27 protein-coding genes are annotated in these 24,867 nt (G+C 68.0%); 10 read left to right on the top strand and 17 right to left on the bottom strand.

Annotated features, from left to right (window positions below; all coding sequences use genetic code 11):
* Positions 1 to 41 precede the first annotated feature (41 nt).
* Genes FOZ70_RS10850 through FOZ70_RS10830 form a run of 5 tightly spaced genes read left to right on the top strand, consistent with a single transcriptional unit; the run spans position 42 to position 6,029 of the window.
* Positions 42 to 1,562, top strand: coding sequence for a sugar ABC transporter ATP-binding protein (locus FOZ70_RS10850; RefSeq protein ID WP_219705873.1), 1,521 nt, complete (start codon positions 42 to 44; stop codon positions 1,560 to 1,562).
* Positions 1,549 to 2,562: an ABC transporter permease gene (locus FOZ70_RS10845; RefSeq protein ID WP_059485430.1), complete on the top strand. Its 1,014-nt coding sequence runs from the start codon at positions 1,549 to 1,551 to the stop codon at positions 2,560 to 2,562. The genes FOZ70_RS10850 and FOZ70_RS10845 overlap by 14 nt, the downstream gene beginning before the upstream one ends.
* A 46-nt stretch (positions 2,563 to 2,608) precedes the next feature.
* A complete protein-coding gene (locus FOZ70_RS10840) occupies positions 2,609 to 3,697 on the top strand; it encodes an alcohol dehydrogenase catalytic domain-containing protein (protein WP_219705872.1) in 1,089 nt (362 codons plus the stop codon).
* 29 nt (positions 3,698 to 3,726) lie between these two features.
* Positions 3,727 to 5,274: an FGGY-family carbohydrate kinase gene (locus tag FOZ70_RS10835; protein ID WP_219705871.1), complete on the top strand. Its 1,548-nt coding sequence runs from the start codon at positions 3,727 to 3,729 to the stop codon at positions 5,272 to 5,274.
* Positions 5,271 to 6,029, top strand: coding sequence for an SDR family oxidoreductase (locus FOZ70_RS10830; protein WP_048023212.1), 759 nt, complete (start codon positions 5,271 to 5,273; stop codon positions 6,027 to 6,029). Before FOZ70_RS10835 ends, FOZ70_RS10830 begins: the two co-directional genes overlap by 4 nt.
* Positions 6,030 to 6,107: 78 nt before the next feature.
* On the opposite strand, the gene FOZ70_RS10825 is transcribed toward FOZ70_RS10830, so the two are convergent.
* The 8 genes from FOZ70_RS10825 to FOZ70_RS10790 all read right to left on the bottom strand — a co-directional run bounded on the left by FOZ70_RS10825 (position 6,108) and on the right by FOZ70_RS10790 (position 12,386).
* The gene (locus FOZ70_RS10825) at positions 6,108 to 6,248 is read right to left on the bottom strand and encodes a hypothetical protein (protein WP_021158153.1); all 141 of its coding nucleotides are present in this window, start codon (positions 6,246 to 6,248) and stop codon (positions 6,108 to 6,110) included.
* A 203-nt stretch (positions 6,249 to 6,451) separates the two neighbouring features.
* Positions 6,452 to 7,036: a nucleotidyltransferase family protein gene (locus FOZ70_RS10820; RefSeq protein ID WP_219705870.1), complete on the bottom strand. Its 585-nt coding sequence runs from the start codon at positions 7,034 to 7,036 to the stop codon at positions 6,452 to 6,454.
* Between the two features lie 103 nt (positions 7,037 to 7,139).
* The gene (locus tag FOZ70_RS10815; protein WP_258025605.1) at positions 7,140 to 8,054 is read right to left on the bottom strand and encodes a M15 family metallopeptidase; all 915 of its coding nucleotides are present in this window, start codon (positions 8,052 to 8,054) and stop codon (positions 7,140 to 7,142) included.
* Positions 7,969 to 8,364 (bottom strand): type II toxin-antitoxin system VapC family toxin, encoded by a 396-nt coding sequence (locus FOZ70_RS10810; RefSeq protein WP_042973908.1) that lies wholly within the window; start codon positions 8,362 to 8,364, stop codon positions 7,969 to 7,971. Before FOZ70_RS10810 ends, FOZ70_RS10815 begins: the two co-directional genes overlap by 86 nt.
* Complete coding sequence (locus tag FOZ70_RS10805) at positions 8,361 to 8,600, bottom strand: type II toxin-antitoxin system Phd/YefM family antitoxin (RefSeq protein WP_219705869.1); 240 nt, start codon at positions 8,598 to 8,600, stop codon at positions 8,361 to 8,363. The genes FOZ70_RS10810 and FOZ70_RS10805 overlap by 4 nt, the downstream gene beginning before the upstream one ends.
* Before the next feature lie 88 nt (positions 8,601 to 8,688).
* Entirely contained in the window at positions 8,689 to 9,372 is a 684-nt protein-coding gene (locus FOZ70_RS10800) for a Fe2+-dependent dioxygenase (protein ID WP_219705868.1), read from the bottom strand.
* Positions 9,369 to 10,136 (bottom strand): tetratricopeptide repeat protein, encoded by a 768-nt coding sequence (locus FOZ70_RS10795; RefSeq protein ID WP_219705867.1) that lies wholly within the window; start codon positions 10,134 to 10,136, stop codon positions 9,369 to 9,371. Before FOZ70_RS10795 ends, FOZ70_RS10800 begins: the two co-directional genes overlap by 4 nt.
* Positions 10,137 to 10,139: 3 nt before the next feature.
* Positions 10,140 to 12,386 carry a TonB-dependent siderophore receptor gene (locus FOZ70_RS10790; protein WP_219705866.1) on the bottom strand — a complete coding sequence of 749 codons (2,247 nt, stop codon included), beginning with the start codon at positions 12,384 to 12,386 and terminating at the stop codon, positions 10,140 to 10,142.
* Between the two features lie 310 nt (positions 12,387 to 12,696).
* On the opposite strand from FOZ70_RS10790, the gene FOZ70_RS10785 reads away from it, so the two are divergent.
* Together FOZ70_RS10785 and FOZ70_RS10780 are read left to right on the top strand one after the other, a co-directional pair.
* A complete protein-coding gene (locus tag FOZ70_RS10785) occupies positions 12,697 to 12,936 on the top strand; it encodes an antitoxin VapB (RefSeq protein ID WP_021158161.1) in 240 nt (79 codons plus the stop codon).
* Positions 12,933 to 13,352, top strand: a complete 420-nt coding sequence (locus FOZ70_RS10780; RefSeq protein ID WP_021158162.1) for a type II toxin-antitoxin system VapC family toxin — start codon at positions 12,933 to 12,935, stop codon at positions 13,350 to 13,352. The genes FOZ70_RS10785 and FOZ70_RS10780 overlap by 4 nt, the downstream gene beginning before the upstream one ends.
* 135 nt (positions 13,353 to 13,487) lie before the next feature.
* On the opposite strand, the gene FOZ70_RS10775 is transcribed toward FOZ70_RS10780, so the two are convergent.
* Positions 13,488 to 14,783 carry an aspartate carbamoyltransferase gene (locus tag FOZ70_RS10775; protein ID WP_021158163.1) on the bottom strand — a complete coding sequence of 432 codons (1,296 nt, stop codon included), beginning with the start codon at positions 14,781 to 14,783 and terminating at the stop codon, positions 13,488 to 13,490.
* A gap of 233 nt (positions 14,784 to 15,016) precedes the next feature.
* Here FOZ70_RS10775 and FOZ70_RS10770 point away from each other — a divergent pair, with 233 nt between their 5' ends.
* Positions 15,017 to 15,151 carry an entericidin A/B family lipoprotein gene (locus tag FOZ70_RS10770; protein WP_021158165.1) on the top strand — a complete coding sequence of 45 codons (135 nt, stop codon included), beginning with the start codon at positions 15,017 to 15,019 and terminating at the stop codon, positions 15,149 to 15,151.
* A 94-nt stretch (positions 15,152 to 15,245) separates the two neighbouring features.
* Here the strand turns inward: FOZ70_RS10770 and FOZ70_RS10765 are convergent, their stop codons facing one another.
* The 3 genes from FOZ70_RS10765 to FOZ70_RS10755 form a co-directional block, all read right to left on the bottom strand.
* Positions 15,246 to 15,794, bottom strand: a complete 549-nt coding sequence (locus tag FOZ70_RS10765; protein WP_059619276.1) for a hypothetical protein — start codon at positions 15,792 to 15,794, stop codon at positions 15,246 to 15,248.
* A 185-nt stretch (positions 15,795 to 15,979) separates the two neighbouring features.
* On the bottom strand, positions 15,980 to 16,933 hold the full coding sequence (locus tag FOZ70_RS10760) for a DMT family transporter (protein ID WP_059619447.1): 954 nt from the start codon (positions 16,931 to 16,933) through the stop codon (positions 15,980 to 15,982).
* Between the two features lie 311 nt (positions 16,934 to 17,244).
* Positions 17,245 to 18,039 (bottom strand): AraC family transcriptional regulator, encoded by a 795-nt coding sequence (locus tag FOZ70_RS10755; RefSeq protein WP_059619274.1) that lies wholly within the window; start codon positions 18,037 to 18,039, stop codon positions 17,245 to 17,247.
* A 170-nt stretch (positions 18,040 to 18,209) separates the two neighbouring features.
* Between FOZ70_RS10755 and FOZ70_RS10750 the strand changes: the two genes are divergently transcribed.
* Positions 18,210 to 19,043, top strand: coding sequence for a molybdenum cofactor biosynthesis F family protein (locus FOZ70_RS10750; RefSeq protein ID WP_219705948.1), 834 nt, complete (start codon positions 18,210 to 18,212; stop codon positions 19,041 to 19,043).
* Entirely contained in the window at positions 19,040 to 19,849 is an 810-nt protein-coding gene (locus FOZ70_RS10745) for an SDR family oxidoreductase (RefSeq protein ID WP_219705865.1), read from the top strand. Before FOZ70_RS10750 ends, FOZ70_RS10745 begins: the two co-directional genes overlap by 4 nt.
* A gap of 103 nt (positions 19,850 to 19,952) precedes the next feature.
* Here FOZ70_RS10745 and FOZ70_RS10740 read toward each other — a convergent pair whose 3' ends face one another.
* The 5 genes from FOZ70_RS10740 to FOZ70_RS10720 form a co-directional block, all read right to left on the bottom strand.
* Complete coding sequence (locus FOZ70_RS10740) at positions 19,953 to 20,435, bottom strand: cupin domain-containing protein (RefSeq protein ID WP_021158171.1); 483 nt, start codon at positions 20,433 to 20,435, stop codon at positions 19,953 to 19,955.
* Between the two features lie 275 nt (positions 20,436 to 20,710).
* Complete coding sequence (locus FOZ70_RS10735; RefSeq protein ID WP_219705864.1) at positions 20,711 to 21,418, bottom strand: dihydrodipicolinate reductase; 708 nt, start codon at positions 21,416 to 21,418, stop codon at positions 20,711 to 20,713.
* Between the two features lie 225 nt (positions 21,419 to 21,643).
* Positions 21,644 to 22,411 carry a DUF4410 domain-containing protein gene (locus tag FOZ70_RS10730; protein WP_219705863.1) on the bottom strand — a complete coding sequence of 256 codons (768 nt, stop codon included), beginning with the start codon at positions 22,409 to 22,411 and terminating at the stop codon, positions 21,644 to 21,646.
* Positions 22,412 to 22,839: 428 nt separating this feature from the next.
* Positions 22,840 to 24,186, bottom strand: a complete 1,347-nt coding sequence (locus FOZ70_RS10725) for an ATP-binding protein (RefSeq protein ID WP_219705862.1) — start codon at positions 24,184 to 24,186, stop codon at positions 22,840 to 22,842.
* On the bottom strand, positions 24,186 to 24,867 hold a 682-nt coding region (locus FOZ70_RS10720), incomplete at its 5' end, for a response regulator (protein ID WP_219705861.1). The genes FOZ70_RS10725 and FOZ70_RS10720, both read right to left, overlap by 1 nt.

The raw sequence follows: 24,867 nt of genomic DNA, 5'->3' as shown, positions 1-24,867 counted from the left end.
AGGGCGGCGGCGCGGCCGACGCCCTTCGCACGGAGAAGCCGATGGACACGATACTCAGGCTCAGCCACATCACGAAAAGCTTTCCCGGCGTGAAGGCGCTGTCCGACATCGATCTGGAGATCGCGCGCGGCGAGATCCATGCGCTGCTCGGCGAGAACGGCGCGGGCAAGTCGACGCTGATGAAGATCCTGTGCGGCATTCATCGGCCGGATACCGGCACGATCGAGATCGACGGCGCGCTGCGCCATTTCGCGGACTATCACGACGCGGTCGCGGCCGGCGTCGGCATCGTGTTCCAGGAATTCAGCCTGATCCCGCATCTCGATGCCGTCGACAACCTGTTCCTCGGCCGCGAGCTGCGCAACCGCTGGGGCGCACGCGACCGCAAGCGGATGCGTCGCGCGGCGGCCGGCATCTTCGCGCGGCTCGGCGTCGCGATCGATCTCGATGCGCCGATCCGTGCGCTGTCGGTCGCGCAGCAGCAGTTCGTCGAGATCGGCAAGGCGCTGTCGCTCGACGCGCGCATCCTGATCCTCGACGAACCGACCGCCACGCTTACGCCGGCCGAGGCCGCGCACCTGTTTGCGATCATGCGCGAGCTGAAGCGGCAGGGCGTCGCGATGATCTTCATCTCGCATCATCTCGAGGAAATCTTCGCGGTGTGCGACCGCATCACGGTGCTGCGCGACGGCCAGTACGTTGCGACGACCGACGTCGTGCGCACCGACGTCGAGCAGCTGGTGCGGATGATGGTCGGGCGGCGGATCGAGAGCAGTTTTCCGCCGAAGCCGGCGCGCGCGGCGGATGCGCCGCGGGTACTGGAGGTCGATGCGCTGCAGATCGAGCGCGACGGCCCCGTGAACCGTTTCGCGCTGCATGCGGGCGAGATTCTCGGCTTCGCCGGGCTGGTCGGCTCGGGCCGCACCGAAACCGCGCTCGCGGTGATCGGCGCGACGCGTGCGCATCGCAAGGACGTGCGCGTGCGCGGCACGGCGGCGACGCTCGCCGATCCGGCTGACGCGTTGCGCGCGGGCATCGGCATCCTGCCGGAAAGCCGCAAGACGGAAGGGCTCGTCACGTCGTTCTCGATTCGCGACAACATCTCGCTGAACAACCTCGGCAAGTACCGGTCGATGCGCTGGCTGATCGACCGCCGCGGCGAGGCGCGCGCGACGCACGACGTGATGCGGCGCGTCGGCGTGAAGGCGCCGTCGATCCATACCGAGGTCGCGACGCTGTCCGGCGGCAACCAGCAGAAGGTCGTGATCGCGCGCTGGCTTAACCATCACACGTCGGTGCTGATCTTCGACGAGCCGACGCGCGGCATCGACGTCGGCGCGAAAGCCGAAATCTACGGGCTGATGCGCGAACTCACCGCGCGCGGCTACGCCATCATCATGATCTCGTCCGAGCTGCCGGAGATCGTCGGCATGTGCGATCGCGTCGCCGTGTTCCGGCAGGGGCGCATCGAGGCGACGCTCGAAGGCGACGAGATCGATCCCGACACGGTCATGACCTATGCCACGGCCGGCACGCGAGGAGCGACCCATGAACCTGCCTGATTCTTCTTCCCCGTCTTCCCCGACCCTCGCGGCTGCCGCCGGAAACGGCGACGCACCGCCGCCGCGCGCGATGTGGGCGCAGTTGCGACGCTCGACGCTGTTCTATCCGCTCGTCGGCCTGATCGTCGTGTGCATCGCGATGATGATCGCGAGCCCGAGCTTCCTGTCCGCCGCGAACCTGGAGAACGTGCTGCGCCAGGTGTCGATCAACGCGATCATCGCGGTGGGCATGACCTGCGTGATCCTGACCGGCGGGATCGACCTGTCGGTCGGCTCGGTGATGGCGCTGTCGGGCACGCTCGCGGCCGGGCTGATGGTGGCCGGCGTGAACGCGGTGGCCGCGCTCGCGATCGGCATCGCGGTCGGCCTCGGGTTCGGCTTCCTGAACGGCCTGTTCGTCGCGTTCGCGGGGATGCCGCCGATCATCGTCACGCTCGCGACGATGGGCATCGCGCGCGGCCTGGCACTGATCTACACGGGCGGCTATCCGATCGACGGTCTGCCCGACTGGGTCGCGTTCTTCGGCAGCGGCAAGGTGTTCGGCATTCAGGCGCCGGTACTGATCATGCTGGTGGTCTATGCAATCGCGTGGCTGCTGCTCGACCGGATGCCGTTCGGCCGCTACGTGTATGCGATCGGCGGCAACGAGCAGGCGACGCGGCTCACCGGCGTGCGCGTGGCGCGCGTGAAGCTGATCGTCTACACGCTCGCCGGGCTAACGTCGGCGCTCGCCGCAATCGTGCTGACGGGCCGGCTGATGAGCGGGCAGCCGAACGCCGGCGTGGGCTTCGAGCTCGACGCGATCGCGGCCGTCGTGATGGGCGGCACGTCGATCTCGGGCGGGCGCGGCGCGATCCTCGGCACGCTGGTCGGCGCGTTGCTGCTCGGCGTGCTCAACAACGGGCTGAACATGATCGGCGTGAACCCGTATGTGCAGAACGTGATCAAGGGCGGAATCATCCTGCTCGCGATCTACATCAGCCGCGAACGGTCGCGGTAACGTGCGATCGATCAGGCATCCGAATCATCAACGAAAGAGACAACTCATGACGACACCCGAAGCCCAGCCGCGGATGACCGCGGTCGTCTGCCACGGCCCCGAGGACTATCGCGTCGAACAGGTCGCGAAGCCGCGCCCCGGCACGAACGAGCTCGTGATCCGCATCGCCGCGTGCGGGATTTGCGCGAGCGACTGCAAGTGCTATACGGGCGCGAAGATGTTCTGGGGCGGCCCGAGCCCGTGGGTGAAGGCGCCCGTGATTCCCGGCCATGAATTTTTCGGCCATGTCGAAGCGCTCGGCGACGGCGCGGCCGAGCATTTCGGCGTGGCGTTGGGCGACCGCGTGATCGCCGAGCAGATCGTGCCGTGCGGCAAGTGCCGTTATTGCCGGTCGGGCCAGTACTGGATGTGCGAAGTGCACAACATCTTCGGCTTCCAGCGCGAGGTCGCCGACGGCGGGATGGCCGAATACATGCGCATTCCGCCCACCGCGATCGTCCACAGGATCCCGCTCGGCGTGTCGCTCGAAGACGCCGCGATCATCGAGCCGCTGTCGTGCGCGATCCATACGGTGAACCGCGGCGACCTGCAGCTCGACGATGTGGTCGTGATCGCCGGAGCGGGCCCGCTCGGCCTGATGATGACGCAGGTCGCGCACCTGAAGACGCCGAAGAAACTCGTCGTGATCGACCTGATCGACGAGCGGCTCGAACTCGCGCGGCAGTACGGCGCCGACGTGACGATCAACCCGAAGCGCGACGATGCGCGCGCGATCGTCAGGTCGCTCACCGACGGCTACGGCTGCGACGTCTACATCGAGACGACCGGCGCGCCGGTCGGCGTGAGCCAGGGGCTCGACCTGATCCGCAAGCTCGGCCGCTTCGTCGAATTCAGCGTGTTCGGCGAGGATGCGACCGTCGACTGGTCGATCATCGGCGACCGCAAGGAGCTCGACGTGCGCGGCGCGCACCTGGGGCCATACTGCTACCCGGTCGCGATCGACCTGCTTGCGCGCGGGCTCGTCACGTCGAAAGGCATCGTCACGCACGATTTCGCGCTCGAGGAGTGGGGCGACGCGATCCGCGTCGCGAAATCGCCCGAATCGATCAAGGTGCTGCTGAAGCCGGCCCGCTGACGGCCGGCGTGCGCCTTACCGGAGACATCATGGAATACGTCATAGGCGTGGACATCGGCACGCAGAGCACCAAGGCGCTGCTCGTCGACCGGCACGGAACGATCGTCGCGCGGCGCTCGGCCGGCTACCAGCCCGATACGCCGCGCCCGCTGTGGGCCGAGCAATGGCCGCAGGTGTGGTTCGACGCCGTGCTCGAATGCATCGCCGGCTGCGTGAGCGATGCGCGTGCGCAGGGTGTGCCGGCCGACGCGATCCGCGCGGTGTGCGTGGGCAGCCTGTACGGGGGCTCGGGCGTTCCGGTCGACAGCGACATGCGGCCGGTCCATCCGTGCCTGATCTGGATGGACCGGCGCGCGACCGCGGAAGTCGACTGGATCAATGCGAACGTGAACGTCGATCGGCTGCGCGTGATCACGGGCAACGGCGTCGACAGCTATTACGGCTTCACGAAGATGCTGTGGCTGCGCGACCAGCGGCCGGACGTGTGGGCGAACGTGCGCTACTTCCTGCCGCCGAACGCCTACGTGATCTACCTGCTGACCGGCGAGGTCGCGGTCGATCACAGCTCGGCCGGCAACATCGGCGGCGTGTACGACGTCGCGCGCCGCGAATGGTCCGACGATGCGCTCGACATGCTCGGCATCCCGGCGACGATGATGCCCGAGCGGCTCGTCGAATCGACGGACGTCGTCGGCGGCCTGCTGTCGCAATGGACGGAGCCGCTCGGGCTGCCGGCCGGCACGCCCGTCGTCGCGGGCGGCGTCGATGCGGCCGTCGCGACCTTCGCGGCCGGCGCGACGCGCGCGGGGCAGCATGTCGCGATGATCGGCACCAGCATGTGCTGGGGTTACGTGAGCCGGCACGTCGATGCGCGGCACGGGCTCGTCAGCATGCCGCACGTGTTCGACGGGCAGCGCGACCTGTACGTGTTCGGCGGCGCGATCACGGCAGGCGCGTCGGTCGCGTGGTTTCGCGACCAGTTCTGTCACGCGGAGATCGATGCGGCACGCCTGCTGCCGCACGGCGATCCGCACGTGTTGCTCGAGGCGGCGGCCGAAAGCGTGCCGCCGGGGGCCGATGGCGTGCTGTTCCTGCCGTACCTGATGGGCGAACGCAGCCCGGTGTGGGACGCGAAGGCAAGCGGCGCATTCGTCGGGCTGAGTCTCGCGCACACGCGCGCGCACCTGTATCGCGCGGTGCTCGAAGGCGTCGCATTCGCGTTGCGGCACAACATCGAGGCCGGCCGACGCGGCGCGGCCGCGCTCGACGACCGGCTGATCGTCGTGGGCGGGGCCGCGCATTCGGCGCTGTGGATGCAGATCATCGCGGATGTGACGGGTTTCCCGGTGTGGACGATCGAGCAGGACGTCGAAGCCGCGATGGGGGCGGCCCTGCTCGCGGGAGTCGGGGTGGGGCTCGTGTCGCACGAGGATGCGCAAGGCGGATGGGTCACGCTCGTCGAGCGCGCGCGGCCTGATGCCGAACGCGCGGCCGCCTATGCGGCGCGCTTTGCGCTCTATACGGCGCTGTATCCGGCGCTCGCACCGATCATGCACGGGTTGCACACGCCATCATGAAAAGTCGATTCGATTTCGGCGGTTCGCGGGTGCTCGTCACGGGGGCGTCGAGCGGGATCGGGCGCGCGTGCGCGGTCGCGCTGGCGCGGGCGGGCGCGCGGGTCGTCGCGGCGGGGCGCGACATGGCCGCGCTCGACGCACTGGCCGGCGAGGCTGCGTGCGAGACGTTGCGCGTCGATGTCGGTGGCGACGAACACGCGATCGACGCGGCGCTCGCCGCGCACGACGCGTTCGACGGCCTCGTGAATTGCGCGGGGATCGCGTCGCTCGAATCGGCGCTCGACGTGAGCGCCGCGCATTTCGATCGCGTGATGGCGGTCAACGCGCGCGGCGCGGCGCTCGTCGCACGGGCCGTCGCGCGGAAGATGATCGCGCGCGACGGACGTGGCGCAGCGCAGGCGCGGGGCAGCATCGTCAACGTATCGAGCCAGGCCGCGCTCGTCGGCCTGCCCGCGCATCTGGGCTATTGCGCGTCGAAGGCGGCGATGGACGCGATCACGCGCGTGCTGTGCATCGAACTCGGGCCGCACGGTATTCGTGTGAACAGTGTGAACCCGACGGTCACCCTCACGCCGATGGCGCAGTTCGCGTGGAGCGATCCGGAAAAGCGTGCGCCGATGCTGGCCGCGATCCCGCTCGGGCGATTCGCGGAGCCGGACGAGGTCGTCGAGCCGATCCTGTTCCTGCTGAGCGATGCGGCGTCGATGGTCAGCGGCGTATCGCTGCCGATCGACGGCGGGTATACCGCGCGTTAGGCAGCGTCATGCGCGGGCGCCGCATGACCGGAACCCGTGGCGAATGCACGGAGAATGCCCGGCGCGGCCGCCCGGCGGCTAGACCGGATCCTTGCTCGGTGGCCCGTCCGGTTGCTGCGGGTTGTCGTGATGGCCGGGCGGCGACGACAGCGGGTCGTCTTCCGGGTCGCGGTTCGGGTCGGCCGGTGGCTCGGGCGTCGGGGTCGTGTGATCGGTCATGGAGAACTCGCGCAGTGCGTGACGGCGGTGGCGCGGCGGGGGCGCCTCGTCTCCGTTATAGGCAATCGGGCGTGCATTTGCAGCGGGATTGTCGCGGTGGGGCGCCTGTCGTCGGGGCAATCCGCGCGGGCGCGGTTTTCGTGCCGACACCTGCTGCGCAGGAGCGGGCCATGCGCCGCTCCGCGTGCGGGGCGGGATCGGCGTCAGCGCAGATCCGCGGGCGTATCGACGTCGCGCACGATGCCCGGATCGTCGACGTCGAGCAGCCTGACCGGTGCACTGGCGAACAGCGCGCGGGCGCCGGTGTCGCCGTCGAGGGCGGCGAGCGCATCGAAGTGGTGCGCGGCGAACCCGACCGGATGGCCGCGCGCGCCGCGATGCGCGGGTGCGACGATCGACGCGTCGTCGGCGTCGAGTGCGCGTGTGACGCTTTCGTAGGTGGACGCCGCGATCCACGGCATGTCGCCGAGCGCGACGAGCCAGCCGTTCGCGTCGGGTGTCGCGCGCACGCCGGCCGCGAGGCTCGCGCCCATGCCGCGCACCGCGTCGGGCGCGTAGACGACCTGACAGCCGGCTTCGTTCAGCAGCATCGCGAGTTTTTCGGCACCGGGACGCACGACGGCGATCACGTCGGCCGTGGCTGCCGCGAGATGGCGGGCCGCGGCGACCGCAACCGGCGTGCCGTCGGGAAGTCGGGCGAGCAGCTTGCTGTGCAGGCCGCTCGGGTCGAAGCGTTGACCAAGGCCGCCGGCGAGCAGGACGCCGGTGGCGAGTGACGCATAGGACATCGGCGCGGGGGAGAGTGATGCAGGTGCTGCGATTGTGCTGGAGCGGGCAGGGATCGACAAGTGAGGATGTTACCGGGGCGGGTTTGTTTCGTCGGAAAGATCGTCAGCGCGCGGCTTCGTCGAGCATGCTTTCCTCGACGGGACCGTAAATTGCATGCGACTGGTTGTGCATGACGGCCCAATAGCGGTCGCCGAATGACCAATGCCACCATTCCGACGGGTAATTGGTGAAGCCGGCGCCCGTCAGCGCGGCGATCAGCACCTGGCGGTGGCGGGCGGCAGCCCGGCTGATGAACGGGTTGTGCGTATAACACGCGCCGGACGATTCCTGGTCGGTTGCGTCGAGCACGCAGCCCATGTCGAGCTCGACGCCGTCCGTCGAGATCAGTGTCAGGTCGACGGCCGCGCCCGTCGGATGGGCGGCGACTTCCGGCGGCGCGACGTAGTGGCTCGTCAGCGCGACCAATGTGTCCTCGTCCGGCAGCGGGTTCAGCGTCCGGCGCAGGTGCGCGAGATGCCGGGTGAAGTAGCGGCGTTGCAGCGCCAGCGGACGATAGCCTTCCTTGACGTACAGGCGCAGGCCGTCGGGCAGCGCGTGCGCGGCGACGATCAGCCGTTGCGCCACACCGTGACGCACTTTCAGGAAATGCCGGCTCGAGTGTGCGGCGTCGTCGCGGCCGGGATCGACGGCGATGCGGTCATGAAAACCGGCGAGATCGACAAACCCTTCGTGCGACTCTAGCAGGGCGATCGAGCGGACAACCGGATCGGAGAGCGAGATCACGATAGCGGACGGAATGGCGCGATGACGGTTGCGGGCCATGAGCCGGCGCCGAGGCTGGCCGGCCGAGGTCGTTTTGGTCAGACGATTCGCCAATATGCCAGAGTCCGGCAAAGGATGCGCGGCGGTTTGGACCGCAGGCAGGCGACGCTCACCAGAGCGTCTTGACGTGCGCGTAAGCGCGGATTTTTTCGTCGCGCGTGACGAGCGGCACGCCGAGCCGTCGAGCAGTCGCAACGATCATGCGATCGGCCGGATCCTTGTGGAACGTGCCGGGGAGGTTGGTGGATTTCGCGGCGATGTCGGCATCGACGGGCACGAAGCGCATCCCGTCGATCTGCGCGACGGTGGCGAGCCATGCTTCGACCTCCATCGTCAGTGCGAGGCGGTCGTTGCGCACCAGCATCGCGATCTCCCACGCGGAGATCGCGGACGCGGCGAGCGCGCCTTCGCTCCGGGCGCGATCGATCGCGCTTCTCGCCTTCCTGCTGAGCGACGGGTCGCCCGCCACCCACCATACCAATGCATGTGTATCCAGCACGATCACCGCGACGCCTCCCAATCATCTTCCGCAATCGGATCGAGAGGATTGTCATAGCGCATGACCGAACCGCGCAATATGTCCAACGGCTGAGCCTCGCATGCGTGATACGGCCGGATCTCGAGCGTCGGCTTGCCGTGATCGGTGACGATCAGGCTTTCGCCCGACGTCTCGACGAGCCGGAAGTATTCGAGTGCGCGAGCCTTGAATTCGGATTTCGATACGGGAGCGTGCGGCATCATGATATGAGCATGGTCATTTGACGATGGTCATTTTAGTCATGGAGTCCGACGCAGCGCAAGCGCCGGAGGGCAGCGTTACCCGTTCGCGTTACGCATCGGCCCACTTCCTCAACAGGTTGTGATAAATCCCCGTCAACGCAATGACCATCGAGTCTTTCGCGCCTTTTTCGGCGGACAGCGCCTGAATCTGCGTATCGAGCTGGAACAGCAGCGTGCGGTCGCCGTCGTCGCGCACCATGCTCTGGATCCAGAAGAACGACGCGACGCGCTCGCCGCGTGTTACCGGCGTCACGTGATGCAGGCTCGACGCCGGATACAGCACGAGATCGCCTGCCGGTAGCTTCGCGCGATGGGTGCCGTACGTATCCTCGACACACAGCTCGCCGCCGTCGTACGCATCGGGTTCCTCGAGAAACAGCGTCGCCGACAGGTCGCTGCGCACGCGGAAATCCGTGCCGCGCAGCAGCCGGATCGCGTTGTCGACGTGCGTGCCGAACGTCTCGCCGCCTTCGTAGCGATTGAACAGCGGCGGAAACACCTTGAGCGGCAGCGCCGCCGAAAAGAACAGCGGGTGGCGCGCGAGCGCGTCCTGGATCGCGTCGCCCACCGCACGCGCGGCGGGCGAGCCTTCCGGCAATTGCCGGTTGCGTTTCGCGAGCGCCGACTGCGCGCCGGACGTCGCGTTACCGTCGACCCATTCGGCCGCATCGAGGTGGTCGCGGCATTGCGCGACCTGCGCCTTGGTCAACACGCCGGGGATATGAAGCATCATGTTGCGGATTCCATAACGTGCGGCTGCGGCTGGGGTTGCGACTGCAGCGCCGCCGCGCGAAACGCGTCGATCGGCGACGACGCGAGATACGCGCGCATCTTCGCGACGAACGCGGGAGTCGCGGTGGCCGGCACGCGCGCGAGCCAGCCGAGCGCCTCGTCGATGCGTCCGCGCTCGGCAAGCAGCCGCGCATAGTTGAACTGGCCGCGGAAGTCGCCGGCGACGGCGGCGCGGCGATAGTGGTCGAACGCGGCGTCGATATCGACCGATACGACCCAGCCGTCCTCGTAGAAACCGCCGATCAGGTTGATCGATTTCGCATGGCCGAGCGCGGCCGCGCGGCGGAACCAGTCGAGCGCGTCGGCGCGGTTCTCGTCGACGCCGTTGCCGAGCGCGAGCGCTGTCGCGTAGTTGTACATGCCCCAGTCGAGCCCCGCCTGAGCGGCGAGCCGGTACCAGTACACGGCGACCGGCGCGCACGCGGCCGTGCCCCAGCCGAACTCGTAGCACCGGCCGAGCATGTTCATCGCCATCGCGTGGCCGGCCCGCGCCGCGTGCCGGAACCAGTTGAACGCGGCCGCCGGGTCGCGCGCGACGCCATGCCCGTCGAGCAGGTACTGCCCGTATACGGCCTGCGCATCGACGATGCCGTTGTCGGCCGCCGCCGCGACCCACGCGGCGGCGCGCTCGGGCGGCCCGGCCAGGATGTCGGCGAACTCGCGCGGCGACACCGACGCGAGCGCCTTCAGCGATACAGCCTCCATCGATCAGTAGCGCGCGTTCAGCGTGACGAACGCCGAGCGGCCCGGGGCGATCGACGCGTAGTGCGCCGGGTACGCCTGGTCGAAGTAGGTGCGGTTGAACAGGTTGTTCACGTTCAGTTGCAGGTCGAGCTTCTTGTTGATCCGGTACTGCGCCATCGCGTCGAAGCGCCAGTACGACGGCACTGCTCGCAGGTTCGCGGGATCGCCGAACACTTCCGACATGTAGAACGCGCCGCCGCCGACCGTGAACTTCGGCGTCACGTCGTAGTTCGACCACATCGTGAGGCTGTGCTTCGGCGTGTTCGGGAAGCGGTTGCCGTCGTTCGCCGCGTCCTTGCCGTTGTCGCGCAGCGCGCTCTTCATGTACGTGTAGCCGCCGAACACCTGCCACTGCTTCGTGATCTGCCCTGCGACGCCGAGTTCGAGACCCTGCACACGCTTGTTGCCGACCATCGCGTACTGGTTGTTCGGCAGCGTCACGCGCGCGTTGGTCGTGTCGATCTGGAACAGCGCGGCGGTGAGTGACAGCTTGTCGTTCAGCACGTTCCACTTGGTGCCGAGCTCGATGCTGCGGTTCTTCTCGGGCGCCATCTGATCGGCGTTCGGGCCGACGCCGCCGCGGCCCGGCGTGAGCGACTGCGTCTCGCTGCCTTCGCCGAGCAGCATGCCGGCCGGCGTCGACGACGTCGCATACGACGCGTAGATGCTGCCGTTCTGCGCGGGCTTGAACACGAGGCCGGCCTGCCAGTTCACGAGCGTGTCGTCGCGCGTATAGGTTTTACCGCCGTTGGCCTTGGTGTCGGTGAAGCGGGTCGAGTAGTCGTCGACGCGCACGCCGGCGTTGACCTGCCAGCGCGGCGTGATCTCGATCGTGTCGAAGCCGTAGATCGACTTCGTCGTGGTGCGTGCATGCGCGTAGTCGTTGTTGCGTGTGATCGAACCGGCCCACGGGTCGTTCGGGTTCGGCGACCACAGGCTCGTGCAGTTGTAGCCCGATGCGGCGCCGATGCCTTTCTGGCAGATCTTGCCGGTGTCGGTCGCGACGTTGTAGCTGTCGCGCTTGCCCCATTCGCGCGTCAGCTCGATGCCGGTCGTGAAGCTGTGCTTGAACGGGCCGGTGCGGAACTCGCCGAACAGCTCGGTCAGGTTCGCCAGGCTGTTGATCGAACTGTCGCGGTTGTTGTTGCGGCGCCAGACCTTGCCGTTCACCACGTTGCCCTGGCTGTCGTCCGGCTGGGTCCAGATGTAGTCCTGCGTCGATTCCGTGTAACGCGTGGTGTTGCGAATCGTCAGCGCCGACGTGATGTCGTGCTCGATCTTGATCGTGCTGATGTCCGACGTGGTCTTGCGGAAGTCGCGGTCGATCAGCCCGTAGAAGTTGTGGCGGTCGACGGGGGCCGGATAGATCGTGCCGACGTTCGCGGGTTTGTTCGACGCCGTATAGAGATACGGGATGCCGCCGTCGGGCATGTCGTCGGTCGACAGGTGGTAGTAGCTCGCGGTTACGCGCGTCGGCGTGCCGAGGCCGAACGCGATCGACGGCGCGACGCCCCAGCGTTCGTTGTTGACGGCGTCGCGGCCGGCGACGTCGTTGTTGTGGCTCATCAGGTTCAGGCGGAATGCGGCGTGATCGGCGAATTGCCAGTTGCCGTCGGCCGTGAAGCGGCGATAGCGGTCGGTGCCGAGGCCCGCGCTCGCGGCGGCGGTGGTTCCGAGGTGCGGGGCCTTCGTGATCAGGTTGATGCTGCCGCCCGCGCCGCCGCGGCCGCCGTATGCGCCGTCGGAGCCCTTGGTGATCTCGATGCGTTCGGTATTGAAGATCTCGCGCGTCGTGGCGCCCGTGTCGCGCATGCCGTCGACGAACATGCTGCCCTGCGTGTCGTAGCCGCGGATGAACGGACGGTCGCCGAGCGGGTTGCCGCCTTCGCCGGCGCCGAACGTGATGCCGGGCACGGTGCGCAGCGCTTCCGTCAGCGTCGACGCGCCGCTGTTCTGGATCAGCTCCTGCGGGATCACGGTGACGGATTTCGGCGTGTCGACGAGCGGCGCGGTGAATTTCACGGAAGCGGAGAAATCGGCCTTGTAGCTGTGCTCGGCCTTGCCCTGTACCTCGATCGGCGCGAGATGGCCTTCGGTGCCGGCCGGGGCGGGTGGCGGCGTACCGTCCGCCGCGAATGCCGGGCCGGCGGCGAGCACGCTGCACAAGGTGGTGAATTTACCGAGCTTCAGCTCGTCGGGACGTGACTTCATGGTGCGCTTCGACCTCGCGGTGTGGCCCCGGGGCGGTGCGCTGCGGAAATGTGCACGCCGTCGGGAATTATTACGATTTGTTTTCAGGCGGCATTCTATGTAATTTCATCGTGAATGAGAAGCGTTCTTGTTCTCGTTTGTTGAGGAATTGTTGACGAATGTGACGGCGTCGTTGCGGAGGGAAGATTGGCCGAATGGCCAGATAGAAAGGGCTTGTCGGGCCGGTTAGAGTTCCAGTGTCGCGATTCACTTGGTATGACAGCAAAATGCTAATATGACTGCATTGAAAGCAATCTTGATGAGGCGCACCATGCCCGTGATCACCGTCCGAAATCTGTCCGATGAAGTGCATCGAGCACTTCGCATTCGCGCGGCCCAACATGGGCGCAGCACCGAAGCCGAGGTGCGCGACATTCTCGAACAGGCCGTTCTTCCGGGCGGGCGGCTCAAGCTGGGAACGATGCTGGCAGCAATCGGGCAGGAGGCCGGCGGATTCGATTTCGACGCCCAGCGCGACAAGACGCCTGCCGATCCGATGAGCTTCGAATGATCCTTGTTGATACGAATGTCATTTCCGAACCGCTACGACGCGAGCCGAACGCGGCCGTGATCGAGTGGCTCGATGCCCAGAATGTCGAAACCTTGTTTCTGGCTGCGATCAGTCTCGCGGAAATACGATTGGGCGTGGCTGTATTGCCGGAAGGACGCCGGCGAGAGTGGCTGCATCAGAGCATCGAGCAGCGCGTGCTGCCATTGTTTCGCGGACGAATCCTGCCATTCGACGATGCTGCGAGCAAAGCGTATGCGAGCCTTCGCGCACGCGCTCGTGCCGCAGGTGTCGCAATTGCACCATCCGATGGTTTTATCGCCGGCACGGCCGAAGCGAACGGCCTGATCGTCGCCACGCGCGATGTCACGCCGTTCGAGGCAATGGGAATTCGCGTAATCGACCCGTGGGCGCGCTAACGAGCCCACGGCTGCCGGCCCCGCAGGCTGCCCCGCAATTGAAAAACGCGCCGTGCGATGCGGCGCGTTCTGCTTCAGGCAAGCGCGCCGCCGACCTGAAACGACGGCAGGCGGGCGCGAGACTCTGGATACGATTCAATCGACGCCGTGAAACACCGCGTCTTCCGGCCCGAGGTATGCCGGCGGGCGCCACGTCGCGTCGCGCATCGAATGCTGGACGAGGTTCTCGACGCCGAGCAGCACCGCGAAGATCGCCATCCGCACCGGAATGCCGTTGTCGGTCTGACGGAAGATCGCGAGGCGCGGGTCGCGGTTCAGGTCGACCGACAGGTCGTTCGCGCCGGGCCGGCTGTCGCGCGGCAGCGGGTGCATGATCAGCGTGTCGGGCTTGCACACCGTGTCGACGAGCGCCTGGTTGATCTGGAAATCCGGCGTGTAGCCTTCGAACGACTCGTCGGTGAAGCGCTCCTTCTGGATCCGCGTCGCGTAGACGACGTCCGCGCCGCGCAGCCCGGCCGCGAGGTCGGTGGTCTGCTCGATCACGTGGCCGTTCGTCGCGATCTGGTCGACGATGTAGGCCGGCATCTCGAGCGTCGGCGGCGACACGAGCGTGAACTTCAGCCCGCGGTACAGCGCGAGCAGCTTGACGAGCGAGTGCACGGTGCGGCCGTACTTGAGGTCGCCGACCAGCGCGATGTGCGCACCGTCGACGATCTTGCCGAGCCGGGAGAACTCGCGCTGGATCGTATAGAGATCGAGCAGCGCCTGGCTCGGGTGCTCGCCGGGGCCGTCGCCGCCGTTGATCACGGGCAGGTTGGTCGCGCGCGCGAACTCGGCCACCGAGCCTTTCTCCGGGTGGCGGATCACGAGCGCATCGACGTAGCCGGCCATCACGCGGCTCGTGTCGTAGATCGATTCACCCTTGGCCATCGACGAGAACGTGAAGCCCGTCGTGTCGCACACCGAGCCGCCGAGCCGGCAGAAGGCGGCGCCGAACGACACGCGCGTACGCGTGCTGGCTTCGAAGAACAGGTTGCCGAGCACGGCGCCTTCCAGGACGCGCGAAATCTTGTGGCGGCGTGCGATCGGCTGCATCACGTCGGCCACGCGAAACAGTGCCTCGACCGATTCCCGCGAAAACTGGTCGACCGACAGCAGCTGCGGCTTGCCTTCGAAAAAGAACTGCTTGGCGAGCCCTTGATTATCTACGCTTTGCGTATAGCCGCTGCCTTCCGGTGCCGAGCGCTCGACGATTTCCGACACGAAGCGCTCGACGATCTCGGGCATCCCGCGCGATTCCTGCGAATCGTCGGGCAACAGCCAGGTGTCCAGCGCGCGCCGGCTGACGCCGATGCGATTGGCGAACGCTTCGCGGGTCATGTTGAGGCGGCGCATCGCGTCGCGGAGGAAGGCTTGCTGGGGGACGGTCATCGGCGGCTCCTGACGGAAAATATACGCGGTGCGTATATTAGTTCCTGGCGCGTTGAAGTCAAGGAAAATCTGCGCGGACCGGCTGTGTGGCCCATGTGACATGCGGCGGGTTCGTAGTGGCGCGTTGCGGCCGTCTCCGTATAATCAGGTCAGGCCCCGTACCCGGTGTCTTGCCGGGTACCGCGCCGCATACGATTCGCCCGTCGGGCTTGTTGATTCGAAGGAGAATGAGAATGACGCGTACGATTGCTGCAATGCTGCTGGTGGTGACCGCCGCGCTCGCCGGTTGCAACACGGTCGCCGGTGTGGGCCAGGATATTTCGAAGGGTGGCCAGGCGATCAGCGATACGGCTGAAAAGGCCAAGTAAGCCGACTGGTTTCGGAATGCAGAAAGCGCCGGCCGTCCCGTGATTGCGGGGCGGCCCGGCGCTTTTTTTTCGACCGGCGCCTACGCCGGCGGCGTCACGCGTGGTCGACGAACGCGTAGCGGCCTTCGACCTTGCGCGGCGTGAACCAGCCGTAGTCGGGGAACATCCGGTTGCGCACGTACCAGACGTAGCCCACCAGCAACGCGGTGATCACGAGACTCGGCAGCGCGGTCGACGGATCGCGTCCGAGTTCGGCGATGGTTTTCGGCAACTGCAGCAGCGACAGCAGGATGAACGCGTGATAGGCGCCGACGCGATGGGTCGCGAAGCCCCAGATGAACAGCAGCGACAGCGGCACGGTCAACGCCAGGAACACGGCCACGAGGCCGGTGCCGGCGCCGCTTGCGAAGAAGTAATACGCGAGCACGAGGCTGATCGCGAGCTGGGCGATACCGAGCGCGACCAGGATCCGGACGTGCACCTTGTTCTTGCGGCAGCGCTCGGGGTCGGGGCGCGATGCGATCAGGTGCGCGAGCACGCGATCCTTGAGCCCCTGCCCGGACAGTTCGGCCAGTGCGTCGGCCTTCCTCGTTCCCGCGGAGAGCAGCACCGCGATTCTTGTTTTGGCTTCCTTCCTGTTCATTGCGTGTCGGATTGTTGTTCGATGGTTGTCAAAGGGGCCGGCCACGCGAATATTGCATCTTGCGGGGTGGTGCGCAATCGATTTGCGGCACGCGGACACATTCCTACAGTGGCCGGGGCGCGCGGGCCGCGACGATGTGACGGGAGGAAGTGGCCGCCGTTGCCGCAATCCCGCGATGACCGCAGTCATTCGGCGGCGGTTTGAGCGGGGGTGGGCGCGGGGCTGGCTGGCCGGGCATCGTGCGTGTCGGCGGGCCGCTCGCGCCGCCGCGTCGCGCCGACGAGCATGCCCGCGACGACGAGCGCGATGCCGGCGACCCGCGTGACGTTCAACGTTTCACCGAACAGCGCGACCGCGAACAGCACGGCCGAGACCGGCGCGACCGCCGTGAACAGCGCGGCCTCGGTTCCGCTGGTGCGCGCCGAACCCGCGTACCAGCACAGGTAGCCGAGCACGGTCGGCACCAGCGCGTAGTAGGCGATTGCCGACACGGCGCCGAGAGTCCAGCCATCTGCGACCGCGTGCCATTCGAATACAGCCGGCACGAGCGCGAGCACGAAGCCGAGGCCCGACATCGCGGTGGACAGCGCGAGCGGCGGCAGCGGCGCGGCAAGGCGCCGGTTGAGCAGAATGAATACGGCTTCGCATGCGACGGCGGCCAGCACCAGTGCATCGCCGGCAAGCGTCTGGAGCGACGGCAGCGCGTGGCCGGGGGCGAACGTGACGAACAGCACGCCGGCCGTGGCGAGCGCGGCGGCCGCCCAGTCGCGCGGCGTCTGCCGCTCGCGCAGCACGACGGCCGCGATCAGCGTCGACATCGCGGGCAGCGTGCCGAGCATCACGCCTGCGTCGAGCGGCGACGACAGCTTCGTGCCGCTGATCAGCAGCACCGTATAACCGACACCGCCCGCCGCAGCCTGGATGACGAGCAGCACGCCGTCGCGGGTGGAAATGCGTGGCCAGCGCATTCGCTGCGCGCGCATCAGCGCGAACAGCAGCGGTGTCGCGATCAGGAAGCGCAGCGCGGTGGCCGTGAACGGCGGCAGGCCGCCTGCCGCGAGACGGCTCGCGATGACGGTGCTGCCGACGCCCGCCATCGCGGCGGCGAGATAGAGATAGCCGATCAGTCGTGTCTTCATGCGCCGCATCGTCGCGTATGGCGGCATCGCGCGTCTTGAACGAAATTGCAACGGGCGCAGGCGCGTCGAGGGCCGTGCGTGGGGCGTTGCGCGCGTGCGTTCGCGCAGACTGCTGCCGAAGCCGAAGCCGAAGCCGAAGCCGAAGCCGAAGCCGAAGCCGAAGCCGAAGCCGAAGCCGAAGCGGAAGCGGAAGCGGAAGCGGAAGCCGCAGCCGACGCCCAAGCCCAAGCCCAAGCCGCGCCAGCCGTCGTCGACATCGGGGCCCGCCTTCGATCGCCTTGCGACCGATCGCGTTGTGCGGGGGCCCGACGTCAACCGACCTGCGCAAACCTCCCAGGCGTGATCCCGAACTGGCGCGCGAACGCGCGCGTCAGGTGGCTCTGATCGGCAAAGCCGGCTTCGGCCGCGGCATCGGCGATCGGCAGGCCGCTTGCGAGCAGCGCGCGTGCCAGCCGCGCACGCGACTGGATCAGGTAGGCATGCGGTGTGATGCCGAGTTCGCGGGCAAACCCGCGCAGCAGCTGGAAGCGGCTGACACCGCTCAGGCCGGCCAGCTCGGCGAGCGAAACGGGGGCGGCCGGTGCCGCGTCGAGCCGCTCCCGCGCGATGTGGATCGCCGGAGCAACGCCCGCCGTCGGCAGCGTGCGGTTCGCGTGCCGGGCGAGCAGCCCGGCGACGAGCATCACGAGTGCCTCGTCGCGGGCGAGCGGCGGGGATTCTCCCGCGACGATGCGCGCATGCAGCCGGCCGACGGCGGCCGTGAGCCGCGCGTCGCGTACCGCCGGATGCGCCAGTTCGATGCCGCCGAGGCCTTCTTCCGCCGCGACGCCCGCGACCAGCGCGGGCGCGAGGTACAGCATCCGCCAGCGCCGGCCCGTGCCGGCCTCGATCGGCGAACCGTCGTGCATCTCGCCCGGGTTGACCATGATCGCGTCGCCGGCCAGGGCGTCGACCTGCCCGCGGCCGCTCCACGACCGGTGCGCGCCGCTGACGATCATGCCGACCCCGAATTCGTCGTGCGCGTGGCGCGGAAACGCGCGGTCGGAGTCGAGGCTGATTGCCTCGATGCCTTCGCCGGTCCGTCGGTAGTGGGTGACGCGGTGCATGTGCGCTCCTCGCGCCGGTCGCGGCGCGGATTTCGTGCACTTTAGCGCGTTCCGGCGGCGCGCGCCCTTCATCCTTTTGGCCGATACCGCGCATCGCGCGCAGCCCGCACCATGTGCACATGAGCAGCGTACACGGCCCGCCGGGCCTGAAGCTGCGCGGGAGACGGCAGGTGGAACAACAGGATCCGGTATTCATTCAGGTTGGCGCGCTCGCGGACGGCTTCGCGCCGGAAGCGAACATCCTCGCACCCGTCGATGCGCTCGCCGGGCATACGCTGACGCTCGGCGACGCGTCGGGGGCATGGCGGGTCTACATGTTCGAGCCGGGCGCGCTGCAGTGGCGCGACGCGGCGACCGACACGGGCGGCCGCGAGCCGTGCCGCGTGACGCGGTTGCGCAACGGGCTGTACTTCGTCGACTACATCGATTCGTCAGCCCGCGCGACGTCGGTCAGTCTCGTGATCGATCTCGACAACGGGGTATGGACGTCGGTTGTCGGCACGCTGCCGACCGAATCCGACACGCGTATCGACGCATTCACGCGGGTGGCGCGCGGGCTGCCGCTGACGGGCGTCGAGGCCGGTTTCCGGCACGGCACGCTCGGCGGCCATACGCAGCCGGGGCCGCTGCACGGGCCCACGCGCGAGCTGATCGGCAAGCGGACGATGTACCGCTACAGCCCGACCGAGTGCTACGAGCACATCTACCTGAACGAGAACTTCTACGCGTGGCAGTGCCTGCAGGGTGTCGAAGGCGGCCTGGCCGATGTCGACCGCTGCCATTACTTCAGGATTGCAGAAGAGCTGTATCTGTTCGTGTGGCGCGAAAAGGTGGTGCCGACGCTCGGCGTCGTGCTGATCGACCTCGCGCAGCGCAAGACCGACGGCAAGATCTTCGGCTACCAGGGCGGCGATTTCGGCACGCTGTCGAACTTCCCGATCGGCGCGCATGCGCAGGTGCTGAACGACACCGTGCATCCGCTCGACGGCGGGGCGCAGCGATGAATGCCGCGCCGGGCAGCGGCCGCCTGCGGGCGGATTTCAGCGGGCGTGTCGTGCTCGTCACGGGCGCCGCGCAGGGGATCGGTGCGGCGATCGCGCGCCGTTTCGCGGAATCCGGCGCGTTCGTCGCGCTCGCCGACCTGAACGGCGAGGCCGCCGCCGCGCAGGCCGACGCGCTCGCGAGCACGGGCGGCGAGGTGCGCGCCTATCGGGTGGATGCGGCCAGCCGCGACCAACTGGTCGCGCTGGTCGCGGCAGTCGAGCGCGATGGCGGCCGGCTCGATGTCGTCGTCCATAATGCCGCGTATTTTCCGCTGACGCCGTTCACGCAGATCGACGAGCCGACGCTCGACCGGACGCTGTCGGTCAACCTGTCGGCGCTGTTCTGGCTCGCGCAGGCCGCGTTGCCGGCCTTCGGGCGCGCGGGGGCGGGGCGGCTGCTCGTCACGTCGTCGGTGACGGGGCCGCGTGTCGTGTATCCGGGGCTCGCGCATTACGCGGCGTCGAAGGCCGGCGTGAACGGCTTCATTCGTGCGGCGGCGCTCGAACTCGCACGCCACAACGTGACGGTGAATGGTGTCGAACCGGGAATGATCCGCACGCCGGCGGCAGGCAATCTTGGCGATGCGTCGGTCGCCGCGCAGATCGCGCGCGACATTCCGCTTGCGCGGATGGGCGAGCCGGAAGATATCGCGAACGCGATGCTGTTTCTCGCGTCGGCCGATGCCGCGTACATCACGGGGCAGACGATCGTCGTCGACGGCGGTGCGACGTTGCCCGAGAGCGGGGCGTTGCTGGGCGGCGAGTGACGGCTGACCGGGTAACGCGCCGTGGAACGGGGCGGCTCCGGCGGCCTGCCGCGCGTTCACGCAGCAGGCTCGGCAGGTTCCGTCGGGGGCATCTTCGCGAGCGTCAGTCCGGCATGCCGTCGTGGTCCCCGAGCGGCCTGGCGGGCCAGTCCACCCAGCGGTCCGCGCGGGTAAGCTCGTACGCCTCGTTCTTCGGGTAGCGGATGCGATTGTCGTCGCGCGGGCGTTCGCCGATCACCATCAGCCTGACCTCGTCCTTCGTGTTGTTGATGAAGGTGTGACAGATGCCGGTGCCCGCCGGAAACGCGACGGAATCACCTTCTGCAACGGGGTGCAGCACGCCGTCGATCCAGACATCGGGCTTGCCCTCGAGCACGTACACGAACTCCTGCTCGGTGCTTTCGGCATGCGGATATGAGGTCCGCCGACCCGGCAGGAGCCTCACGTGATGAATGCCGATACGGGTGATGCCGAGTTCGGCGGAAAGCGGTGCGTCCAGCGCCATCGGCTCGGTGTCGCCGCGGTAGCAATGCGCTTCCGGTTCTTCGAGCTCGGTCCAGTGCTTGATGAAATCGGGGCGGGTCATTGGGTGCTCTCCTTTCGGGGGATGTCGACGGTGGCGATTCACGCGCCAGCGTCGGCAGCGGTTTGCGCCCCATCTCGGCGAATGAACCTCGGCCGATAACTTGCCGGCCGATACGAAACGACGTTTGCACGTCGCGGCTGCCGGGGGCGGGACGTTTGGCCCGGATGCCGCTGGCGAAGCGATCGGCGACATCCACGGCATTTTGCGACGAACCCTTTTCGTTGTGGAAACGACGTGCGAGACGCGCGCATGCCTCCCGCCGCGTACCACCGCGACTACAGCCAGCCGTTGCGGATGAACTCGACGATCGAATAGCGGCGGTGCTCGAGATCGTGCTGCCGGACGGCATCGACGATGCGCGATACGCCATCCGCGTAGGGCGTATCGCCCACCACGCGCGATTCGAACTGCAGGCTGCACGCACCGTCGTCGATGCGTATCCGGTGAATCGCGTGGCGGCCGAGCTGATCGTCGGCGACGGCGAATTCGCTGCGCTGCACGTCCGGGTCGCGCACGGAGCGGATGTCTTCCGGCCGCACGCCGAGCGACTGGCCGATCCCGACCGCCGTGCCCGGGACGGACGTCTTGCCGGCCTGGTGCGACTCCGTCAGGCTGATCCGGCAGTCGTGAAACAGGTGGCCGCTGGTTTCCAGCATGCTCATGAACTTGAGCATCAGGATGTTCGTGTTCGGACACAGCACGATCGGGAAAGCGTACGAGCCGGTTTCGAGCACGGAGCCGGTGGACAGCTCGACGAGCGGCGACGCGTTGGCCTCGCAGAATGCGATGACGTCAGGGAGCTCGCGGCCGGAACCGGCATGCACGACGATCGAGCGGGCGTCGGTATGCCGGGCGTCGCTATGCTGCGCATCGTTGTGCGTGCTGTCCGACCACGCCATCACGCGACAGGTTGCGGGGTCGAGCCGGTGCGCGCCGAGCAGTTCGCTGGCCAGCTTGCCGGTTCCTACGACGAGTACTTGCATGGCATTGACGGGTTGAGGTTCGGAATTCGTTCAGGACGGGAAATGGCGCCGGCCGTCGGGTGGCCCGGCACGGTCGCGGCGCGTGCCGCCGCAGCGGCCTCGCGCATTATGCCCGGCCGGCCGCCTGCGCGCCCGCCGGGCCGGCAGGCGGCGTGCGGCGTGCGGCGTGCAGCGTGCAGCGTGCAGCGTGCAGCGTGCAGCGTGTGGTGCGCGGTGCGCGGTGCGTCAGCTCGCCGACACCGTCGGCAGCCACGCGTTCGCCGCATTCTGCGTGGCGAGCTGCTTCGCGATCGAGCGCGCGAGTCGATCCGTATCGGACACCACCGTGTCGTGCTTGGCTTCCGACACGCCATGCAGGCCGGCGCCGACCGCTGCCGACGTCGCGAGGCGGCCGGCCGCCGCGCCGACCCCGGCGGTTTCCACCATGCCGGGCAGGTGGCCGCTGTTCGCGCTGGACGAGAACGTGCCGAGCGGTTGCGGCGCGCCATGCGCCGGCCGGAACAGCACGGTGACCGATGCCTTCACTTCGCTCTTGCCCGCCCCGAGCCCGATCAGGGTGCGGCGGCGGCGGTTGCCGGCGTCGATCGACTCGAACCGGCCTTCGATCACCAGCACGTCGCGGCCGTCGGGCACCGAGCCGCGCAGCGCGGGGATGCCTTGCGACCGGAGTTCGCGCACGAGCGCGTCGGCGAGCCGCTCGCGTGTCGTCAACGCGCTCTGCTGGCGTTGCACGTCGGCGGGCGAACCGCTCGCGAGGGTCGTGAGCTTGGCGATCATGCCGCCGTCGACCTTGACGTCGGTCGTGTCCACGTCGAACGCGGACACGTAGACGACGTCCGCACGAACCTGCGGCTGCGTGCGGGCCGCAGGCGCGGCGGTCATGGCGGTGGTTGAGGTCGATGCGCAGCCGGTCATCGCGAGCGCGCCGGCGATCAGCGCGACGCTCGTCAGACGTTTGGCGTGGGTGGCAAGGGTGTGAAGAGAAGTGAACATGTCGATCTCCGAGGCCTGGATGAAGTTGCCGATACTGTCGCGGCATTCAGGAACGCGAACGATCGGAAGCGGGGCGTGATCGCTGGCGAGGGAGAGGTTTCATGCCGTTGCGCAACACGCAGGCGCAAGTATGCGGAGGCCGGGCGTGATGCGCCACGCAGGAATTATGTCGGCGCATGTCACGTGCCGCCGCGCGCGGGTACGCTGGGCCGTCGGATCGTCAGGCAGTAAGGAAGAAAGGCGGTAACGCGGTAACGCGGCAAGGCGGCAAGGCGGCAAGGCGGCAAGGCGGCAAGGCAGTAAGGCAGTAAGGCAGTAAGGCAGTAAGGCAGTAAGGCAGTAAGGCAGTAAGGCGGACAGAAGAACCGAAGAACCGAAGAACCGAAGAACCGAAGAACCGAAGAACCGAAGAACCATCGAGCCGCCACTCAACCCGAAAGCCCCCGCCGCGCCTGCCCGGAAGAATCGAGCGGCAGCGCGACGACGGCCTCCAGGCCGCCGCCGTCGCGGTCGCGGAACGTCAGCGAGCCGCCGTGCAGGCGGGCGATCCGCTCGACGATCGCGAGGCCCAGGCCCGTGCCGCCCGCATGGCTGCGTGCGTTCGCTCCCCGGCTGAACGGTGCCTTGAGCCGTTCGAGTTCGGCCGCGCGGATGCCGTTGCCGCGATCGCCGACCACCGCATACGCGATCCCGCCTTCGGTCCACGTGCGCACGCCGAGGCCCGTGCGGCCATAGACGACCGCGTTCTGCATCAGGTTCATCAGCAGCCGCATCACGCTGATCGGACGAAACGCGAACATGGGCACCTCGCCTTCGTCGAATTCGAATTCATGGCCGAGCCCCGCGAAATCCGCGACGAGCTGGCCGATCAGCGCGTTCAGGTCGCCGGTTTGCGGCGTTTCGCGCTCGCCGCTGCCCGCGTAGTCCATGAATTGCTGCAGGATCGTATCGATCTGGTCGAGATAGTGCTCGGCCGATGCGGTGAGCGCGTCGTGCGTGCCGCGCGGCAGCGCCATCGCGATCGCCAGGCGCAGCTTGGTGAGCGGCGTGCGGATGTCGTGCGACACGCCGGCCAGCATCAGCGAACGGGTCGCTTCCGCCTGCTGCAGTGCATCGGCCATCTGGTTGAATGCGCGGCTCACGTCGGCGATTTCGGTCGGGCCGTCGGTGGGCAGCGGCGGCGGGCGCTCGCCCGCGCTGACGCGCTGCGCCGCCCGCGCCAGCGCGTCGAGCGGCCGGTTCAGGTGGAGCTGGATCAGGTAGCCGGTCAGCGCTGCGAGCAGCGCCAGCCCGACCGACAGCACGAGGGCCGTCGTGATGCCGCTCGCCTGCGCGTCGGCGGCCATCGGCAGCGGCACCCAGACAGGCGAGCCGGCCGCGTGCAGCCGGATCCACAGGCGTTCGTCGTCGCCGGATTGCCAGCGCGCAGGGAGGTCCGGCGGCAGGTGGCGTTCCAGTGCCTGCATGAACACGTCGCGCTGCCAGGTGCGGAAGAAGGCCGCCAGATTCGGCGCTTGCGGCGGTGCGGCCGGCGGCAGCGCGGCCTGGCCGCCGAACTGCGCGACGGCCGTGCGGCCGGCATCGGGCGGCAGGCTGGCGAGCGTGCGGTCGAGCAGGTGCACGTAGTCGGCGAAAACGATCGAGGCCCGCTCGATGCGCGGGCGTTGCACGTAGTGCAGCAGCACGGTGAGCGAACAGGCGAGCGACAGCGCGACGAGCGCCACCAGCAGGGCGATGTTGCGCGCGAGCAGCGAGCGCGGCAGCGGGATGCGCATCACGGCTCGATGCCGGCCACCAGCATGTAGCCGATGCCCCAGACGGTCTTGATGAAGCGCGGCTTGGCGGGATCGTCCTCGACGATCTGGCGCAGCCGCAGGATCTGGACGTCGACGCTGCGGTCGAGTGCGGCATGGTCGCGGCCGCGCGCGCGGGCGAGCAGGTTCTCGCGGCTCACCGCGCGATTCGGCGACGAGCCGAGCGCGTGCAACAGCAGCATCTGCGCCGAATGGATCTCGACGGGTGTGCCGTCGCGCATCAGCGTCTGCTGGCCGACGTCGAACGTGAACGCGCCGAAACGCAGGCGCTGCGACGTGACCGTCGGCTCGCCGGCCGCCATTTTCTGCCGCCGCAGCAGCGCGCGGACGCGGGCGACGAGTTCGTCGGGGAGAAACGGCTTCGCCAGGTAATCGTCGGCGCCCGTCTCGAGGCCGACGACCTTGTCCGCGGCATCGCCTTTCGCGGTGAGCATCAGGATCGGCAGCGTCTGGCCTTCGGCGCGCAGGCGCCGGCATACGCTCAGGCCGTCCTCGGGCCCCATCATCAGGTCGAGCACCAGCAGGTCGTACGGCTCGCGCTGCAGCAGGCGGTCGAGCCGCTTGCCGTCGGCGACCGCGCGGACCTGGAAGCCGTGGCCGGTCAGGAAGCGCTGCAGCATGTTGCGCAGCTCGGCTTCGTCG

The organism is Burkholderia sp. COPS (assembly GCF_019425585.1).
GTDB lineage: Bacteria > Pseudomonadota > Gammaproteobacteria > Burkholderiales > Burkholderiaceae > Burkholderia > Burkholderia cepacia.
Note: the sequence above shows the minus strand (reverse complement) of the source record. Positions and strands in the feature narration are given on the sequence as shown.

Coding starts and splice junctions, on each gene's coding strand:
- FOZ70_RS10850 (WP_219705873.1), top strand. CDS start 42: ATGGACACGATACTCAGGCTCAGCCACATCACGAAAAGCTTTCCCGGC.
- FOZ70_RS10845 (WP_059485430.1), top strand. CDS start 1,549: ATGAACCTGCCTGATTCTTCTTCCCCGTCTTCCCCGACCCTCGCGGCT.
- FOZ70_RS10840 (WP_219705872.1), top strand. CDS start 2,609: ATGACGACACCCGAAGCCCAGCCGCGGATGACCGCGGTCGTCTGCCAC.
- FOZ70_RS10835 (WP_219705871.1), top strand. CDS start 3,727: ATGGAATACGTCATAGGCGTGGACATCGGCACGCAGAGCACCAAGGCG.
- FOZ70_RS10830 (WP_048023212.1), top strand. CDS start 5,271: ATGAAAAGTCGATTCGATTTCGGCGGTTCGCGGGTGCTCGTCACGGGG.
- FOZ70_RS10825 (WP_021158153.1), bottom strand. CDS start 6,248: ATGACCGATCACACGACCCCGACGCCCGAGCCACCGGCCGACCCGAAC.
- FOZ70_RS10820 (WP_219705870.1), bottom strand. CDS start 7,036: ATGTCCTATGCGTCACTCGCCACCGGCGTCCTGCTCGCCGGCGGCCTT.
- FOZ70_RS10805 (WP_219705869.1), bottom strand. CDS start 8,600: ATGATGCCGCACGCTCCCGTATCGAAATCCGAATTCAAGGCTCGCGCA.
- FOZ70_RS10800 (WP_219705868.1), bottom strand. CDS start 9,372: ATGATGCTTCATATCCCCGGCGTGTTGACCAAGGCGCAGGTCGCGCAA.
- FOZ70_RS10795 (WP_219705867.1), bottom strand. CDS start 10,136: ATGGAGGCTGTATCGCTGAAGGCGCTCGCGTCGGTGTCGCCGCGCGAG.
- FOZ70_RS10790 (WP_219705866.1), bottom strand. CDS start 12,386: ATGAAGTCACGTCCCGACGAGCTGAAGCTCGGTAAATTCACCACCTTG.
- FOZ70_RS10785 (WP_021158161.1), top strand. CDS start 12,697: ATGCCCGTGATCACCGTCCGAAATCTGTCCGATGAAGTGCATCGAGCA.
- FOZ70_RS10780 (WP_021158162.1), top strand. CDS start 12,933: ATGATCCTTGTTGATACGAATGTCATTTCCGAACCGCTACGACGCGAG.
- FOZ70_RS10775 (WP_021158163.1), bottom strand. CDS start 14,783: ATGACCGTCCCCCAGCAAGCCTTCCTCCGCGACGCGATGCGCCGCCTC.
- FOZ70_RS10770 (WP_021158165.1), top strand. CDS start 15,017: ATGACGCGTACGATTGCTGCAATGCTGCTGGTGGTGACCGCCGCGCTC.
- FOZ70_RS10765 (WP_059619276.1), bottom strand. CDS start 15,794: ATGAACAGGAAGGAAGCCAAAACAAGAATCGCGGTGCTGCTCTCCGCG.
- FOZ70_RS10760 (WP_059619447.1), bottom strand. CDS start 16,933: ATGAAGACACGACTGATCGGCTATCTCTATCTCGCCGCCGCGATGGCG.
- FOZ70_RS10755 (WP_059619274.1), bottom strand. CDS start 18,039: ATGCACCGCGTCACCCACTACCGACGGACCGGCGAAGGCATCGAGGCA.
- FOZ70_RS10745 (WP_219705865.1), top strand. CDS start 19,040: ATGAATGCCGCGCCGGGCAGCGGCCGCCTGCGGGCGGATTTCAGCGGG.
- FOZ70_RS10740 (WP_021158171.1), bottom strand. CDS start 20,435: ATGACCCGCCCCGATTTCATCAAGCACTGGACCGAGCTCGAAGAACCG.
- FOZ70_RS10735 (WP_219705864.1), bottom strand. CDS start 21,418: ATGCAAGTACTCGTCGTAGGAACCGGCAAGCTGGCCAGCGAACTGCTC.
- FOZ70_RS10730 (WP_219705863.1), bottom strand. CDS start 22,411: ATGTTCACTTCTCTTCACACCCTTGCCACCCACGCCAAACGTCTGACG.
- FOZ70_RS10725 (WP_219705862.1), bottom strand. CDS start 24,186: ATGCGCATCCCGCTGCCGCGCTCGCTGCTCGCGCGCAACATCGCCCTG.